Consider the following 16,075-nt stretch of genomic DNA (forward strand, 5'->3'; position numbering starts at 1 on the left):
GGGGCGACGCTCTCTCAAGTCGACGTCGTCATGTGTGGCGGCGACGCCCTTTGCAGGGTCGGGAGATCGGACGAGGCGGGTGAGGTGGGCGCGGTCGGCTGCGTGGAGGGTGCTGAGGAGGTTGGACACGTAGTTGGCGACGGTCTTGGCGCTGAGGGAGAGGTGGGCGGCGATGTCGGCGTTGGTGAGGCCGTCGGCGATGAGTCCGAGGATTTGCCGTTCGCGTGTGGTGAGGGCGGGGAAGTCGGCCTCGGCGGGGGTGAATGCGGTGAGGGGGTCGGCGCCTTGGAGGCGGGGTGCGATGCTGGCCCCGATGACCAGGGTGCCGGCGGCGACGGCCCGGATCGCGGTGACGACTTCGTCCGCGGCGGCGTCTTTGGCGAGGTAGCCGTGTGCCCCTGCCGCGAGCGCGCGGGAGACCGACGCGGTGTCGGCGGCCATGCTGATCACGATCACCCGGGTGCGGGGTGTGTGCTGTGTGGCGGCGCTGATGATCTGGTGGCCGTGCCCGTCGGGCAGGCCCAGGTCGACGATCAGGATGTCGGGTTGAGCGGCGAGAACCGCAGTGGCCTCGGCGAGGGAAGCTCCTTCCGCGACGACGTCCATCCCGGCGGCGGTCAGGAGGTGTCGGAGGCCGTCGCGGAACAGGGGGTGGTCTTCGACCAGCCCGACGCTAAGCACCGGACCCGCCCGTGGTGGGGAGGGTGACCCTCAGGATCGAGCCGATCGGCCCGGGTCCGAAGTGGCTGCGCCCGCCGAGTTCAGTGGCTCGTTGGGCGATGGACGCCAGCCCGATACCGTCGCGTCCACGGTGGCGGGGACCCACTCCGTCGTCGGCGACCGTGATCACCAACTCGTCCTCGCCGAGCTGGAGGTCGACGGTGCAGGTCCCCGCGAGGGCGTGGCGACGCACGTTGGTGACGGCTTCTTGGACGATCCGCAGGGTGGCGACTTGAACGGCCTCGTCGAGCGGCGTGTGGCCGAGGGTGGAGTGGAGGGCGACACGCAGCCCCGGCCCGTGCGTCGATAGTCGTTCGGCGAGGAGGCCTTCCAGGCCGAGCCGGTCCAGTTCGGGAGGGCGTAGGTCGTAGGCGAGTTGGCGGACGCGGCCGGCGGTGGCGTGCGCCTCGGACTCGATGCGCCCCAACAGGGAGCGCGCGCCGATCGGGTCGGCGTCCACGGCGCTGGCGGCTGCGGCCGCAATGTGTCCCAGACCGGCCAGTGTCGGGCCGAGGTCGTCGTGGAGGTCGGCGTGGAGGCGGCGGCGTTCGTCCTCCCGGGCGGCCGACAACTGCTCGGCGGCTTCTGTGGCCCGCTGCGCCGAGCGCGCCCCGTACAACGCGGGAGCGACCGTCTGGGCGATCGAGCGGAGGATGGTCCGGTCACGCGGCGATAGGCGTGACTCACCGGGACGCGGCTCGACCGCGAGGACGGCCACCTGCTCGCCTTGGAAGGAGACGAGTTCTTCCTCGGTGCACGCTGCGGGGTTCCCGATGGAGGCGACCGGTCGGCCATCCACGCCGATGATCACCGACGTGACGTTCAGGGCGTCTCGAGTTGTCGTGACCACGACCTGGGACACGCCCTCCGGTGTGGCCGCGTGTGCCAGGGCGGCGGCCAGGCGGCCGAGCGGACGCTCCGGGCCGCGCGCGTAGGCGAGCCGGCTCCCCGCCGCGTGGGACATCCAGGCGGCCGGCAACACCGCAAGACAGGCGGCCGTGGTGGCCCAGCCCGGCTCGGCGCCCACGCTCAACACACCGACGTACGCCACGGCCACGAGGAGCGTCGCGCCGGTGATGGTGACGACGGCGACCACGAGGCGGTCGACCGGGCCACGCTCGCCGAGCACCAACCCGGCTGTCGCTGCCAGCGGGACGGCCCACATGCCGGCCGTCGCCGCCGCCAAGTACCAGGGGTGAGTCAGCACCCCCTCCCCGGTCGCAGGGAGGAACGAGATCAGCCCGACACCGAGAAACACCCCGACTGCCGGAATGAGGCCGAGCAGCAGCCACTTCGTTGCCTGCCGTTCCCGCACCGACGACCGTCGCTGGTACCGCCAGACCTGACCGGCCGCCCCCGCGCCGAACGCCACGATGAAACACGCCGCGGACCACTGCGCCCACGCCGGCCACACCAGCGGCACCACCATGAGGCAGCAGGCGACCACCACGATCCCGGCCAGCCACGGCGGCTCGGCGCGACCGGTCGGATAGACCATCAAGAACCCGAGCCAGGCCACCATCGAGAGCGCCACCAGTACGGGCTGCTCCTCCGGAACGGGTGCCACCCACTGGGCCGCCAGCACGCCGAGTACCGCGACCAGCGGGACCTCGGCCCACGGTGGACGGGGGAGCCGAGCCCCAGCCCGTAACGCCAGGGCCGTGGACGCCAGCGCGGCGACCACGGCTCCTGCCAGACCCAACCCGGGGTTCATGGGCCGACGCTACCGGCGCAATGCCATCCCGACCAGACCAGCCACGAGCGTCCCTACGACGATCAGGCCGATCACGAAGGGCCACATCCCCGACGGTGCTCCCGGCAGGAACGGCAACATCAGCGCACTCCACGCTTCCACCAGCCGCGTCACGACCACGGTCCACAAGGAGGGCCGGTGCCCCCGCCAGGCTGGGACCAACGCGACCAACGTCGCCAGACCCAGCACCAGCAGGGTCACGCTGATCCAGACGGGCTGGGGTGCCACCGTCGGGTCCAGCTGCCCGGCCCGCGGATCCACCAGCGACATCGCGCCGTTCGACAGGTTCGCCGCCCCCATCACCCCCGCCAGGACCAGCCCGATCTGAGACGCCAGCCGTGAGCGTCCTGCCAGCCGCGACGTCCCCAACTCCGTGCCCGTGGCCGCCATGACCGACCTCCCTGTTCCTGTTGACCCCAGCCTCCGGCAGCCCCTGAGCTGCGCGGTAGAGACCAGAGTTCCCAACAACTGGGAGATCCTCGGGAAGGCAAGCGCGCTGCGGACGTGCTCGCGCTGCCGGACGGTTGGCCCCCAGCGATCTCTTGGACTCCCTGTGACCTCATCGTTGCGCGGCTTCGATGCTCGTGTTGGGGCAGCGCCGGCGCGAGGGAGCGCTCCGAAAGTCGCATGCGGGTTACGCTTGGGGCTACCTAGAAGGTAGTGTTCTGCTTAACGGGGGTGCGGTGATGGGTCGTGGTGGATTGCCGGTGGAGGTCACGGCTGCGCCGTTGCGGACGGTTCGTCCGCTGATGCTTCGCGGCGTGTACGCCAACCCGGAGAAGGAACTGGTCCGGTTCATGAGGGCGGGGCTGGTGACCCGAATCGCCCCGGGCACGTATACGGCGAAGCCGGACACGGTCCCACCCGATCGGCCGTGGCGTCCCGGGGTGGAAGAGGCTGCCATGGCCTATGCGACCGTCCAGTACGGGCCTCGGGTCCCGGTGCTGTACGGAATCGGCGCTGCCCGGTTCCACCACGCGATTCCGCGGGCGATCGGGGTCGTGGTGGTCGCGGTGCCGCAACAGCATCGTCCGGTGGTGCTGGCGGGTGGGGGGCGGGTGCTGTTCACCACGACCGATGTGTCCCGGCTGGAGGCCCGCTTCGAGCAGAGCAGCCTGGGCGGCTTCCTGGTGACGACACCGGAGCAGACCGTGGTGGACCTGCTCGACCGGCCCCGGCTGGGCGGCTTGCCGGCCGAGGCTACCGCGGCGGCGGGGGTGCTGGCGGACCTGGTGGACCGGGAGCGGGTCCGGGCGTTGGCCGCGCGAGGGTCGCGTACCGTGCAGGCGAAGGTCGAAAACCTGTTCTGTGACGAGGATGGGCGGGAGGGTTGATGGTGACCAACCGTGAGGAGGCTCGGGGCGGTGCCCGACGTCGGGCACGGGTGGCTCGACCGGGTAACCGGCTGCCGGATGCGGTGTTCGAATTGTCCGAGGCGGACGCGGCCGTCCGGGAGGATCACTTCGGGGTGGCGCGCGCTCAGATCGAGCATGACTTCGTCCTCTCTCACGTGCTGGCCGTGTTGGCTCCGCACGCCGACCGGTTCGTGTTCCACGGTGGAACGGCGTTGAGCAGGACCATCCTTGAGGGGTTGCGGTTGAGTGAGGACATCGATCTGCTTTCGGTGGGCCCGCGTGCCGAGGTGGCGCCGGTGCTGGATGAGGCGATCCGGGCCGGGTTGCAGCGTGGCCTCGGAACCGTGAACGCGACGCCGTGGTTGTCGGAGGCCCGCACCGACACGGCTGGGTGCCTGTTCCGGATCGGCGGGGTGTACGTGAGGATCCAGTTGCTCGACGGCCGGCTCTACCCCGCGTGGCCAACGCAGGCGTCGACGGTCTCGCAACGCTATGCGGGGCTTCCAGATGTGGCGTTGACCACGTACAGCGCGGAGGGATTCGCAGGAGCGAAGACGACGGCCTGGTGTGACACGACCCGGAACGCACCCCGGGACTTGTACGACTTGTGGGCGATGGCGCAGGCCGGGTACCTCACGGCCGACGCGGCCCGGGTGTACCGGCGCTACGGGCCGACCGGAGGGCTCCCACGCAGGGCAGTCTTCCCAGCGCGGGCGCCGAGTCTGGACGAATGGGTCCTGGCCCTGGGGCATCAGTGCATCCCGAAAGTCGGTCCGGACGAGGCGTTCGAGACAGTCGTGCGATCCTGGGAAGCGGCTGCGACGGCCGCCGAGGCGGACGACGCCCGCTGACCGAGCCGCGGCCTGGACGCCCGGCCTCGGCGGTGGTTCCCTCCTGAGGCTCACTTCCCGTCTCGGAGGGTCGGGTGGGAAGGCAGGCTTGCGAGCGGGCGCTGATCCCGTTCCCTGCGGGTACACCTTGGCGTGTCGGCTGGTGGAACAGGGTTTAAGTACCTGGCCTGCGCAGCTCCATGGCCGCCCGTCGGCGACGGTGTCCACCAAGCGGCTTGAACCGCCCCCGTTACGTGGGGGAGGACGTCGGTTTGGGTGTCCGGCTGATGAGTGAGGAGGGGCATGACCAGAATCGGCACCAGCCGGTCACCGAGTCGGGGTTTCATCCGATCGCGGGCGACGGCGTCCCCGAGATGCGGGCAGGACGCTCGAGGACGTGGCTCGCGACGACGTTCCAGACCGGAGAGCCGTCTCGGATGCCCGTGTGCCAGGATCGATGCGATTCCGCTGCGCCTGACTTCCGCTGCGTTGGAGCCGAGGCCGCACTGCAGGGCGTCTCGCCGGCCGGAGTGGCTCGCGGCCGCGGCTCCGGCGTCCAGGGGCGACAGGTTGGCGGCCATTTGGCTAGTCCCAGCTAAGCCCCAACAGCCCGATTTCCAGTCCGCCAGCCCTGCATCCGGCCTTGTGGATCGGGGGTTACGCTGACAGCTTGCCGCAGGTTCGAGTCCTGTCGCCCCGACCATCGTTTCCACTTGTCAGGTCGGAAACGAGAGGGGCCGGAGGCGTGGGTCACGTGCCCCGTGCCCCGTGCCCCGTGCCCGTGGTGCTTGCTTCATCGCTGCCGGAGGCATGACGCTGCGGTCGTCCAGCCGCAGGCTGGCCGCGACTGGAATTCAGCGTCGGCGCCGATGTGTTGCCGCAGGCTGCCGCCGCCGAGCGTGCCTGCAGACTCCGAGGCCCGGATGACCGGGGTCTTCGGTGATGTGGAGTTCGGCACCGTTGACAGCGTTCTTGCAGGCGATGCTGCGACGCCCAGGCGCGACCACGCGTCTCACCATTCCAGTGTCGCGGGGCTGCTGGGCTCGCCTCCACCACCTCGGCTGGGGCGTGACGGCAGCCGAGCGCCCCGGCTGGCAGGGGCCCGGTGATCCGCTGCAGCGCGACCTGCAGCCGTTGTCGCGCGACTTCCTTGCCGCCGGCCCCCGGTAGCACGGTCGGACGCCCGAGGCGTCAGCCTGGGACGGTCACCACCGTTGGTCGATTCCAGGGGAATCATCGTGGACGCCGGCGGTACGTCGTCGGGGCATCCACGTCAGGCTGCTGTTGGGGACGCCGCAAGTTGGGGAGCGGTGGGTGGTCGAGGTGAGCCGCCGCGATCGGCGTGATGCGGGACGGGCTGGGAGAATCCGCTAGGCTGGATCGGCGCGCGAGCGCACTGCGGATGTAGCTCAATGGTAGAGCCCCAGTCTTCCAAACTGGCAACGCGGGTTCGATTCCCGTCATCCGCTCCGGGTTCGCCCGACCGTAACCGACACCAGGAGTCCAACCAGTGCCCAGCACCTTCGAGAAGCTCGGCCCGTCCCGGGTCAAGCTCACCATCGAGATCCCCTTCGCAGACCTCAAGCCCCACCTCGACAAGGCGTATCGGGAGATCGCCGCTCAGGTCCAGATCCCGGGCTTCCGCAAGGGCAAGGTGCCTCCGGCAGTCATCGACAGTCGGTTCGGGCGGGGCGCCGTCCTCAATGACGCCATCAACGACGCCCTTCCCGAGGCATACGGCAAGGCCGTCGCCGACAACGAGTTGACCCCGCTTGGCCAGCCCGACATCGAGATGACCAAGCTCGAGGACAACGACCTCGTCGAGTTCACCGCCGAGGTCGACGTGCGCCCCGACTTCGAGGTGCCCGACTACGCCGACCTGAACGCGGAGGTCGCGCCGGTCGCCACGTCCGACGAGGACGTCGAGGAACGCATCGAGGTGATGCGTCAGCGCTTCGCGACCCGCAGCGATGTGGAGCGGGCGGCGTCCGAGGGCGATGTCGTGACGCTCGACCTCGAGGCGCGGGTCGACGGTGAGGTCGTCGAGGGCGGCACCGCCGAGGGCGTCACCTACAAGGTGGGCTCGGGCGGCATGCTCGAGGGTCTCGACGAGGCGGTCACCGGGGCGTCCGCGGGAGACACGAAGAAGTTCACCTCCGAGCTCGTCGGCGGTCCCGCCGAGGGCCAGCAGGCTGAGGTGACCGTGACGGTCATCAAGGTGCAGGCGGAAGAGCTGCCCGAGGTCGACGACGAGTTCGCCCAGATGGTCAGTGAGTTCGACACCGTCGAGGAGATGCGCGCCGACCTTGCGGACGCCGCCCTGCGCGTCGCCCGCGTGGAACAGCTCAACGCCGCCCGCGACGCCGTCATCACTGATCTCGCGAACAAGACCGACTTCGAGCTGCCCGAGGGCCTCGTGACCACCGAGATCGAGAACCGCAAGCAGCAGATCACCGAGCAGCTCGCCCGCGCCGGCTACACGCTCGAGCGCTACCTGGAGGAGTCCGAGGACGAGACCGCCGAGACGGCGGAGGAGTTCTGGGCGCAGGTCGAGGACAACGCCCGCACCTCCCTGAAGGCGCAGGTCATCCTCGACAAGATCGCCGAGACCTCCGAGGTCAGCATCGAGCAGAACGACCTCACCGAGATGCTGTTCCGTCGGGCCCAGGCCAGCGGCACCTCCCCCGAGCAGGAGATGCAGCACATGATGGAGCACAACCACACCTCCGAGTGGATGGCCGAGATCCGTCGCAACAAGGTGCTGAGCGAGATCGTCAAGGGCGCCCACGTCACCGACACGAACGGCGAGGTCGTCAACGTCGCCGCGATCAACGCCGACGGCACCCTCGATGAGTCCGTCGAGCCGCCCGCGCCGAAGGAGGCGCCCGCCAAGAAGCCGGCTGCCAAGAAGGCTGCGGCCGAGAAGGTGGACGCCTCGGCGGAGCCGGCCGACGACGAGGCCGAAGCGGCGGCGTCCCAAGAGGAACCGCAGAAGGCGGCCGCGAAGAAGCCGACGACCAAGAAGGCCCCAGCGAAGAAGGTCGACGCCGAGTCCGAGTGAGGCCCTGCTGCTGACGTGAACCCCGCACCCTCGAGGAGGGTGCGGGGTTCTCTTCGTCTCGAACGGGCTGTCAGGGACCGCCGAGCACTCCTGAGAAGGCAGGCGCGGGCGCCGGTTCCGCGGGTGGGTTCAGATGCGTGCGCTGAACGTGACGACCGTCGTGTCGGGCTCGGGGGTCGTGCTCTCGGAGGGTGTCGTTGCGGAAGTAGGCTCCGGTTCGGACGCCGCCGGGGTGGGCTCGGCCGGTGCGGGCTTCGGTTCGGGAGGGTTCGCATCGGGAGTGACGGACGCTGTGGGCGTCGGCTCGCTCGCCGGCGTCGGTGTGGGGGTCAGCGCAGGGGCAGGGGTTTCGGACACGGTGGACTCCTTCGATCAGAGATTCACGGAACGAGAGAAGGTGATCACTTGGCCATCGACCGTGACCGTGCGGCGTGCCGTGACGGGCAACTTATCGGATTCGCAGTAGTTGCTTGAGGATGGAACCGAGGCGGTCGCCTGGTAATGGGGCTGGCCAACCGCGTAGGAGTAAGCCGGCTGACCGTTCCCGGCGGGGACGAACGCGAAGGAGCCGGTGTAGCTTGCAGAGTAGGCCGTCATGCCTTGGATCGCCGGGGCAGACGAGTCGGCCGCCAAGGACGACCACGATGGGGAGTGATTGGTCGCCGTGCTGAAACTCAGCTGAAGAGCCGACGGGAAGTAGAAGGTGATCTTGGCGGCTGCGATCGTTGTGGTCGAGGTGGTGTTGTACACCCAGAGCCCGCGAGACGGGTAGCTGCCGAAGCCGTTGACGTCGATCGTCATCGACCGTCCCGCATCTCCAGACCTGCACGTCTTGGTGAGGATGACCCATCCCTGAAGTCCGGGTTGCAGGGATGCGGACACGTTCGGCGCCATGGCGGCGACGGCGATGGCGGGTACGGTCCAAGCGGCGCCTGCTGCCAGGTGTCGCCGGCTGATGGAGTGGGTGTGGGGGGACATGAAAAGCTCCAAGGGGTTGGGCGATCTGTGGTGATCACGGTGGGGGAAATATCACCATGTGCGGTGTCGATGGTAGCAGGAGCGGTCTCGGGTAGACGCGGCGTCCGCTACCCGGATCCCGACCCGTCGACCGTGGCACGGCCTCGTGGGCGCGCTCGGGCCGCGTGGCTGGCTCCGGGTGCGCTTTGGCCGTCAGCGAACAAGGCGCCGGGGTCCTCGGTTTTGTCGGCGGCGACCGGTAGCTTCGGTCCCGTGACTGAACAACTCCCAGGCATCGCCATGGCCGCGGCTCCCGCGGGCATCGGCATGAACGACTCGGTGTACCAGGCGCTTCTCGCCAACCGCATCATCTTCCTCGGCTCCGAGGTGCGCGACGACAACGCGAACGCCATCTGCGCGCAGCTGCTCCTGCTCAATGCGGAGGATCCCGAGAAGGACATCTACCTCTACATCAACTCCCCAGGCGGGTCGGTGACCGCCGGCATGGCGATCTTCGACACCATGCAGTGGATCAGTAACGACGTCGCGACCGTGGCGATGGGGTTGGCGGCGTCCATGGGGCAGTTCCTGCTCAGCGCGGGCACCCCGGGCAAGCGGTACGCCCTGCCGCACGCGAAGATCATGATGCACCAGCCGTCCGGCGGGATCGGCGGCACGGCCTCCGACATCAAGATCCTCGCCGAGCAGATCATCCAGACCAAGCGCGAGATGGCGCAACTCATCGCGCAGCACACGGGCAAGTCGATCGAGCAGATCGAGGCGGACTCCGATCGCGATCGCTGGTTCACGGCGGCCGAGGCGCTCGAATACGGATTCATCGATCACGTCTACGAGCGCGCCGCCCAGATCCCGTCCCACGACGCCCCGAACCAGTGAGGAATGCAGGCATGAACACCACGCTCCCGGGAGGAATGGCTCCGCAGGGCCCGTCGATGGACTACTACATCCCCCAGTGGGAGGAGCGGACCAGTTACGGCGTCCGCCGGGTCGACCCGTACACGAAGCTGTTCGAGGACCGCATCATCTTCCTCGGCACGCCGATCAGCGACGACATCGCCAACGCGGTGATGGCGCAGCTGCTGTGCCTGCAGTCGATGGATCCAGAACGGCCCATCAGCATGTACATCAATTCGCCGGGCGGCTCGTTCACCGCGCTGACGGCGATCTACGACACGATGCGCTATATCAAGCCCGACGTGCAGACCGTCTGCCTCGGCCAGGCCGCGTCCGCGGCGGCCGTCCTGCTGGCGGCCGGCTCGAAGGGTAAGCGGTTCGCACTGCCGAACAGCCGGATCCTGATCCACCAGCCCGCCACCGAGGGCGGCTACGGCCAGAGCTCCGATCTCGAGATCCAGGCGCGCGAAATCCTGCGCATCCGGACCCTCATGGAGGAGATGCTCGCCCACGACACCGGTCAGAGCGTCGGGAAGATCGCCAAGGACATCGAGCGGGACAAGTACCTGACGGCTCAGGAAGCCCTCGAGTACGGCATCATCGACGAGATCTTCACCTCCTTGAAGGACGTGAGCTGACATGCCCCGGATCGGCGAGACGTCGGACCTGCTCAAGTGCTCCTTCTGCGGGAAGAGCCAGAAGCAGGTCAGGAAGCTGATCGCCGGTCCCGGCGTGTACATCTGCGACGAGTGCATCGAACTCTGCAACGAGATCATCGAGGAGGAGTTCTCCGAGGCGTCCGACGTCGGGCTCCTCGAGGAACTCCCCAAGCCGCGTGACATCGTCGCGTTCCTCGACAGCTACGTGATCGGTCAGGAGGTCGCGAAGAAGGCGCTCGCCGTCGCCGTCTACAACCACTACAAGCGCGTCCAGGCGCAGGCCACGACACCGCGGCGCGCAGCGGAGGACGAACTGGTCGAGCTGGGCAAGTCGAACATCTTGCTCATCGGCCCCACCGGGTGCGGCAAGACCTACCTGGCGCAGACGCTCGCCCGCATGCTCAACGTGCCCTTCGCCATGGCGGACGCCACCGCGCTCACCGAGGCGGGTTACGTGGGGGAGGATGTCGAGAACATCCTTCTCAAGCTGCTGCAGGCGGCCGACTTCGACGTCAAGAAGGCCGAAACGGGCATCATCTACATCGACGAGATCGACAAGGTGGCCCGCAAGTCCGAGAACCCTTCGATCACCCGCGACGTATCGGGGGAAGGCGTCCAGCAGGCGCTGCTGAAGATCCTGGAAGGGACCACGGCGTCGGTACCGCCCCAGGGCGGCCGCAAGCACCCGCACCAGGAGTTCATTCAGATCGACACCACGAACATCCTGTTCGTCGTGGGCGGGGCCTTCGCAGGGCTCGAGGAGATCATCAACGCCCGGGTGGGCAAGAGGTCGGTCGGATTCAACAACGACCTCGCCCTGCGCCGCAAGGAACAACCGAATCCGTTCGCGGAGGTGCGGCCGGAGGATCTGCACAGCTTCGGACTCATCCCCGAGTTTATCGGCCGCCTGCCGATGATCGCCACGGTGAACCCGCTCGACCTGGCCGCCATGATCCGCATCCTCGTGGAACCGAAGAACGCCCTCACCAAGCAGTTCCGCAAGCTGTTCGAGCTGGACGGTGTCGACCTCGAGTTCACCGACGATGCCGTGACCGCCATCGCCGAACTGGCACTCGCCCGCGGCATCGGGGCGCGCGGGCTGCGCTCGATTCTCGAGGAAATCCTGTTGAACGTGATGTTCCATGTGCCGAGTGCCGACGATGTGGTGCAGGTGCACATCACGGCCGACGTGGTGAACAATGGGGCTGAGCCGGAGCTCGTGACCCGGCAAACGCGCAGCACGCGGCGGTCCAGGTCGGCCTGAACGCCACCGCACGAAAGGCGGCACCATGGGCATCACCGTCGGTCGGGTCGTGCCCGACCAGTACTCAGAAGTTGCATCGCTGTGCGTGCAGGCGTACCTGCCGAGCCGCCTGCCGTCCGACCATGCCTACTACGCCCGGTTGAAAGACGTCGCCGCGCGCGACGAACTGGCCGAGGTGTGGGTCGCCAGTGAACACGGGCGCGTGCTCGGCTCTCTCACGTGGTGTCCGCCGCACTCGCCGTGGCGTGAGATCTCGCGGGACGACGAGGCCGAGTTCCGCATGCTGGCGGTGGATCCCGCTGAACAGGGCCGCGGCGTCGGCCGGGCGCTGGTGGACGCCGCGATCGCCCGTTCCCGAGCCGAGGGCAGGACGGCCATCGTCTTGTCCACGGCCTGCTGGATGACCGCGGCGCACCACCTGTACGAGCGGATGGGGTTCGAGCGGGTCCCGGAGCGCGACTGGTCGCCGACCGAAGGGCTCGACCTGAAGGCCTACCGGCTGGACCTCACTCGTTGACGCCCTTGAGGCTGCCCTTCAGCCCGCCGGTGCTGCTGCCCACGAGGCAGGTGATGAGCCGGTCATCGGCCTTCGTCCAGGTCTCCTCCGTGGGGTAGAAGTACTGCACCTCGTAGATCGACTGCTCGTAAGGCAGTCCGACGAAGGACTCGAACTCGCTGACACAGAAGTCCTCGGTCTGCGTCTGCAGGCTGGACTCACCGGGGAAGTCACCGTCGTCGACCTTGTGCTCGGCGTACACCTCCCACTTGTGGTCCGACGCGCAGTCGACCGTCGGGATGTCGGTGACCTCGGTGCCCCCTTCGGGCGTGTCGAGGTTCGTGCACTCACCCACCTCGATGGAGGGGACACTCGGCGCGAGGGCAGAGGTGATCGCGCTGCAGCCACCCACGAGGGTCAGGGGGAGCAGCAGGGCGGCGGCCAGAGGCATTCGCTTCATGTCGACTTCCTTGTGCATCTCAGGGGCGGGTTCCCCAGCGGCATCCTAGGGCCTCGCCGAACCTGAGTCAGGCCCCGCCGGTGTGCGTGGCCCGCAGCGCGGTGCCCTCAGGCCGGCGCGGCCACGTCGGCTGTCACCGCGATCGTGTCCGCCGGCCCCCACGCCAGAGGCGACTCGACGCGTCCCACCGCGCGCAGGTCAGCCTCGGCAAGCCGCAGGCGCGCGAGGGCGGCGTCCGGCCCGACGACGGTGGCCGCCGACAGAGGCGTCTTCATGGAGACCTTCGCGTTCGACTTCGCACCGCGCAGGCCGATGAGGGCGGCCGACACGTCGGCCAGCACCGCCGCGTCACCGCCCGCGGGTAGCTCGGCGACCGTTGGCCAGGCAGCGTGGTGAACGGAACCCTCCTGCCACCACGACCACACCTCCTCCGTCACGAACGGCATGAACGGCGCGAACAGGCGTAGTTGGACGCCGAGGGCGAGCGCGAGTGCCGCGCGGGCCGAAGCGGCGGCGTCCGGCCCCTGCGCACCGTAGGCACGCTCCTTCACGAGCTCGAGGTAGTCGTCGCAGAAGGTCCAGAAGAAGCGCTCGCTCGCCTCCAGGGCCGCCGTGTAGTCGAAGGCGTCGAACGCCCGTGTCGCCTCAGCGACCACCTCGGCCAGCGCGGCGAGCATGGCGAGGTCGACGGGCTCGGTGACGGCCTCGACCGTCGGCACGGTGGGGGTGTCGACCGACTCGGCCCCCGTATGGGCAGGCTCCGCCTGGGCGATGCCGAGGACGAACTTGCTGGCGTTGAGGATCTTCATCGCCAGCCGGCGTCCGACCTTCATCTGGGTCTCGTCGAAGGGCGAGTCCATCCCGGGGCGCGCCATGGCGGCCCGCCAGCGGACGCCGTCGGCTCCGAAGCGCTCGAGGATGTCGGTGGGCACCACCGCGTTGCCCTTCGACTTGCTCATCTTCTTGCGGTCGGGGTCGACCACGAAGCCCGAGATGGCTGCCGTCGACCACGGCAGCGCGTCGTCCTCGAGGTGGGCGCGCACGATCCGGCTGAACAACCAGGTGCGGATGATCTCGTGGGCCTGGGGCGCCATGTCCATCGGGAACGTGAGGTTCCAGAGCTCCGCGTCGCGTTCCCAGCCGCACACGATCTGCGGGCTCAGCGAGCTGGTGGCCCAGGTGTCCATCACGTCGGGGTCGCCGACGAACCCACCCGGGACGCCGCGCTGGCTCTCCTCGAAGCCCGGCGCAGGCTGGGACGCGGGGTCGACCGGCAAGGCGTCCTCGGATGCCACGATGGGATGAGCTGTGTCGGGCTCGCCGTCGGCGTCCAGGCGGTACCAGACCGGGAACGGCACGCCGAAGAACCGCTGGCGGCTGATGAGCCAGTCCCCGTTGAGGCCGTTAACCCAGTTGCTGTAGCGGTGACGCATGAAGTCGGGCACCCAGCGGAGTTCCTCCCCCCGCTGCAGCAGGCGAGCCCGCAGGTCGGCGTCCCGACCGCCGTTGGTGAGGTACCACTGCCGCGTCGAGACGATCTCGAGCGGCTTGTCGCCCTTCTCGTAGTAGTTCGTCATACGCATCGTCGGCTTGGGGTCACCCTCGAGGTCGCCGGCCTCGGCGAGCAACGCCACCATCGCCTCCCGAGCGCCGAACGTGGTCTTGCCGGCCAGCTGCGCGTACGGCTCGGCGTTGGTCAGCCACGCCGGGGTCTCGCGCATGAGGCGTCCGTCGCGCTGCAGGACCACGCGGGTGGGCAGATCGAGCTCGCGCCACCACGCCACGTCGGTCAGGTCGCCGAACGTGCAGCACATGACGATGCCCGACCCCTTGTCCTTCTCGGCGAGCGCGTGCGGCAGCACGGGGATCTCGACGCCGAAGACGGGCGAGGTGACCGTCGTTCCGAACAAGTGCTGGTAACGCTCGTCGTCCGGGTGAGCGATCAGGGCGCACACGCTGGGGATCAGTTCGGGGCGCGTCGTCTCGATGAAGACGGGGGCGTCCGGGGCGTGGAAAGCAACCCGGTAGTAGTGCCCGGGGTACTCACGTGCTTCCAGCTCCGCCTGGGCGACGGCCGTCTGGAAGGTCACATCCCACATGGTGGGCGCCTCGGCGAGGTAGGCCTCCCCACGAGCGAAGTTCCGCAGGAAAGCACGCTGGGCCACGGTCTGACTCTCGTCGGAGATCGTGGCGTACAGGGTGTCCCAGTCCACGGACAGGCCCAAGTGGCGCCACAAGTCCTCGAAAGCCTGCTCGTCGACGGCCGTCAACGCGTGGCACAGCTCGATGAAGTTCCGGCGACTGATCGGCACCTGGCGCTTCGGATCCGGCTTCACCGGGGGAGCGAAGTCGGGGTCGTAGGGAATCGACGGGTCGCAGCGGACGCCGTAATAGTTCTGCACGCGACGCTCGGTCGGCAGGCCGTTGTCGTCCCACCCCATCGGGTAGAAGACATGCTTACCGGTCATGCGCTGGTAGCGCGCGATGAGGTCGGTGTGCGTGTAGCTGAACACGTGACCCACGTGCAGCGAACCGGACACAGTCGGCGGCGGGGTGTCAATGCTGAACACCTGGTCGCGGCTCTCCGGGCGGGTGAACGCGTACGTGCCCTCGGCCTTCCAGCGGGCGGCCCATTTCGTCTCCAGCCCTTCGAGCGCGGGACGCTCGGGTACGGCCCGGCCGGCGCTGGTCGACGCGGGCAGGTTCGTCTCGGGCTGAGCAGTCATGCGCGCGATTTTACGGTGCGTCCGTCTGGGCAGTCACATCGTGTGCCAGCGTGGACGCCTCCGCGCGTGCGCCGGTCAAGCGTTGGCGAGCAGGAGAGCCTTCAGCGCCTCGGGGGAGCCGTCGGCGGCCTTGCTGCGGTCGATGATCTTGCCGTTGATCGCGATGGTCGGGGTGCCCGTGACCTGGTCGGCGTAAGCGGCCTTCTCGACGGTCTCGACGAAACCCTTCGTGGACTGGTTGTCGTAGCAGGACTGGAACTGGGTCAGCGCGTCGCCGGTGATGCCGACCTGTGCCGGGATGGTCTCGCGCAGGAGTTCGTCGGAGTACCCCTCGGAACCGCGGATCTCCTGGACGGCCTGATTGGCGTAGACGGCCTTTCCGTACGCCGAGTAGGTCGCCGGACCTGAGAACGCCGAGCAGGCCGCGGCGTACGCCGAGCGGGTCGACGCCGTGTTCTGCAGGTTGTTGTTCATGAACGTGAGCGTCGAGTTCTGCAGCGTCCAGGTGCCGGCGTTGGCCTCCTCCTCCAGCATGGCGCCGTAGTCCTCCTCGAACACCTTGCAGTTGGGGCACTGGTAGTCGAGGTAAACGGTCACGACGGGGGCACCCTCGGGCGCCGGCGTCGTGTTCACGACGAGGGCCGAGGAGTCGGCGTTCACGTTGGGCGGCACCAGGGCGGCAGCGGAACTCCCGTCACCCGAGGGCGCGTTCGTCCGCATGGTCTGCACGAACACCCAGCCGAACACGCCGACCAGCACGAGTGCCACGGCTCCGGCGACGATGCCGACGATGCGGTTGAACCGCTTCTGCCTGGCTTGGGCCTCCTGCTGGCGCCGGAGTTGCTCACGGCGGTTGGATGCGGTGCTGCTGGCCATCGG

15 protein-coding genes and 1 tRNA gene are annotated in these 16,075 nt (G+C 68.6%); 8 read left to right on the forward strand and 8 right to left on the reverse strand.

The features are described 5' to 3' along the window. The 3 genes from Q1K57_RS03985 to Q1K57_RS03995 all read right to left on the reverse strand — a co-directional run. Positions 1 to 681: response regulator transcription factor (locus Q1K57_RS03985; protein WP_300079229.1), on the reverse strand; the 681-nt coding region annotated here is incomplete at its 3' end. Further along, on the reverse strand, positions 674 to 2,434 hold the full coding sequence (locus tag Q1K57_RS03990; protein ID WP_300079231.1) for a histidine kinase: 1,761 nt from the start codon (positions 2,432 to 2,434) through the stop codon (positions 674 to 676). The genes Q1K57_RS03985 and Q1K57_RS03990, both read right to left, overlap by 8 nt. Before the next feature lie 9 nt (positions 2,435 to 2,443). Continuing rightward, positions 2,444 to 2,863: a hypothetical protein gene (locus Q1K57_RS03995; protein WP_300079232.1), complete on the reverse strand. Its 420-nt coding sequence runs from the start codon at positions 2,861 to 2,863 to the stop codon at positions 2,444 to 2,446. A gap of 317 nt (positions 2,864 to 3,180) precedes the next feature. Here Q1K57_RS03995 and Q1K57_RS04000 point away from each other — a divergent pair, with 317 nt between their 5' ends. The 4 genes from Q1K57_RS04000 to tig all read left to right on the forward strand — a co-directional run bounded on the left by Q1K57_RS04000 (position 3,181) and on the right by tig (position 7,719). Then, on the forward strand, positions 3,181 to 3,807 hold the full coding sequence (locus tag Q1K57_RS04000; protein ID WP_300079310.1) for a type IV toxin-antitoxin system AbiEi family antitoxin: 627 nt from the start codon (positions 3,181 to 3,183) through the stop codon (positions 3,805 to 3,807). Next, complete coding sequence (locus Q1K57_RS04005; RefSeq protein ID WP_300079234.1) at positions 3,807 to 4,679, forward strand: nucleotidyl transferase AbiEii/AbiGii toxin family protein; 873 nt, start codon at positions 3,807 to 3,809, stop codon at positions 4,677 to 4,679. Before Q1K57_RS04000 ends, Q1K57_RS04005 begins: the two co-directional genes overlap by 1 nt. Before the next feature lie 1,377 nt (positions 4,680 to 6,056). Further along, positions 6,057 to 6,127, forward strand: a tRNA-Gly gene (locus Q1K57_RS04010). Between the two features lie 41 nt (positions 6,128 to 6,168). Then, on the forward strand, positions 6,169 to 7,719 hold the full coding sequence (gene tig, locus Q1K57_RS04015) for a trigger factor (RefSeq protein WP_300079236.1): 1,551 nt from the start codon (positions 6,169 to 6,171) through the stop codon (positions 7,717 to 7,719). Between the two features lie 129 nt (positions 7,720 to 7,848). Here the strand turns inward: tig and Q1K57_RS04020 are convergent, their stop codons facing one another. Both Q1K57_RS04020 and Q1K57_RS04025 read right to left on the reverse strand, forming a co-directional pair. Further along, entirely contained in the window at positions 7,849 to 8,076 is a 228-nt protein-coding gene (locus Q1K57_RS04020) for a hypothetical protein (protein ID WP_300079239.1), read from the reverse strand. Between the two features lie 15 nt (positions 8,077 to 8,091). Continuing rightward, positions 8,092 to 8,697, reverse strand: a complete 606-nt coding sequence (locus Q1K57_RS04025; protein WP_300079241.1) for a hypothetical protein — start codon at positions 8,695 to 8,697, stop codon at positions 8,092 to 8,094. 279 nt (positions 8,698 to 8,976) lie between these two features. Here Q1K57_RS04025 and Q1K57_RS04030 point away from each other — a divergent pair, with 279 nt between their 5' ends. From Q1K57_RS04030 to Q1K57_RS04045, 4 genes are read left to right on the forward strand one after another with little or no spacing between them, the layout of a single operon-like run. Continuing rightward, on the forward strand, positions 8,977 to 9,573 hold the full coding sequence (locus Q1K57_RS04030) for an ATP-dependent Clp protease proteolytic subunit (protein WP_300079312.1): 597 nt from the start codon (positions 8,977 to 8,979) through the stop codon (positions 9,571 to 9,573). Positions 9,574 to 9,584: 11 nt separating this feature from the next. Further along, complete coding sequence (locus tag Q1K57_RS04035) at positions 9,585 to 10,229, forward strand: ATP-dependent Clp protease proteolytic subunit (protein ID WP_300079243.1); 645 nt, start codon at positions 9,585 to 9,587, stop codon at positions 10,227 to 10,229. 1 nt (position 10,230) lies between these two features. Further along, the gene (gene clpX / locus Q1K57_RS04040; RefSeq protein WP_300079246.1) at positions 10,231 to 11,514 is read left to right on the forward strand and encodes an ATP-dependent Clp protease ATP-binding subunit ClpX; all 1,284 of its coding nucleotides are present in this window, start codon (positions 10,231 to 10,233) and stop codon (positions 11,512 to 11,514) included. 25 nt (positions 11,515 to 11,539) lie between these two features. Continuing rightward, positions 11,540 to 12,031: a GNAT family N-acetyltransferase gene (locus Q1K57_RS04045; RefSeq protein ID WP_300079248.1), complete on the forward strand. Its 492-nt coding sequence runs from the start codon at positions 11,540 to 11,542 to the stop codon at positions 12,029 to 12,031. Here Q1K57_RS04045 and Q1K57_RS04050 read toward each other — a convergent pair. From Q1K57_RS04050 to Q1K57_RS04060, 3 genes are all read right to left on the reverse strand, one after another. Then, positions 12,021 to 12,470 carry a septum formation family protein gene (locus Q1K57_RS04050; RefSeq protein ID WP_300079250.1) on the reverse strand — a complete coding sequence of 150 codons (450 nt, stop codon included), beginning with the start codon at positions 12,468 to 12,470 and terminating at the stop codon, positions 12,021 to 12,023. The genes Q1K57_RS04045 and Q1K57_RS04050 overlap by 11 nt on opposite strands. A 107-nt stretch (positions 12,471 to 12,577) precedes the next feature. After that, on the reverse strand, positions 12,578 to 15,196 hold the full coding sequence (gene valS, locus Q1K57_RS04055; protein ID WP_300079252.1) for a valine--tRNA ligase: 2,619 nt from the start codon (positions 15,194 to 15,196) through the stop codon (positions 12,578 to 12,580). 75 nt (positions 15,197 to 15,271) lie between these two features. Continuing rightward, entirely contained in the window at positions 15,272 to 16,072 is an 801-nt protein-coding gene (locus tag Q1K57_RS04060) for a thioredoxin domain-containing protein (RefSeq protein ID WP_300079254.1), read from the reverse strand. Between the last annotated feature and the right edge of the window lie 3 nt (positions 16,073 to 16,075).

The organism is Propioniciclava sp. (genome assembly GCF_029977985.1).
GTDB lineage: Bacteria > Actinomycetota > Actinomycetes > Propionibacteriales > Propionibacteriaceae > Propioniciclava.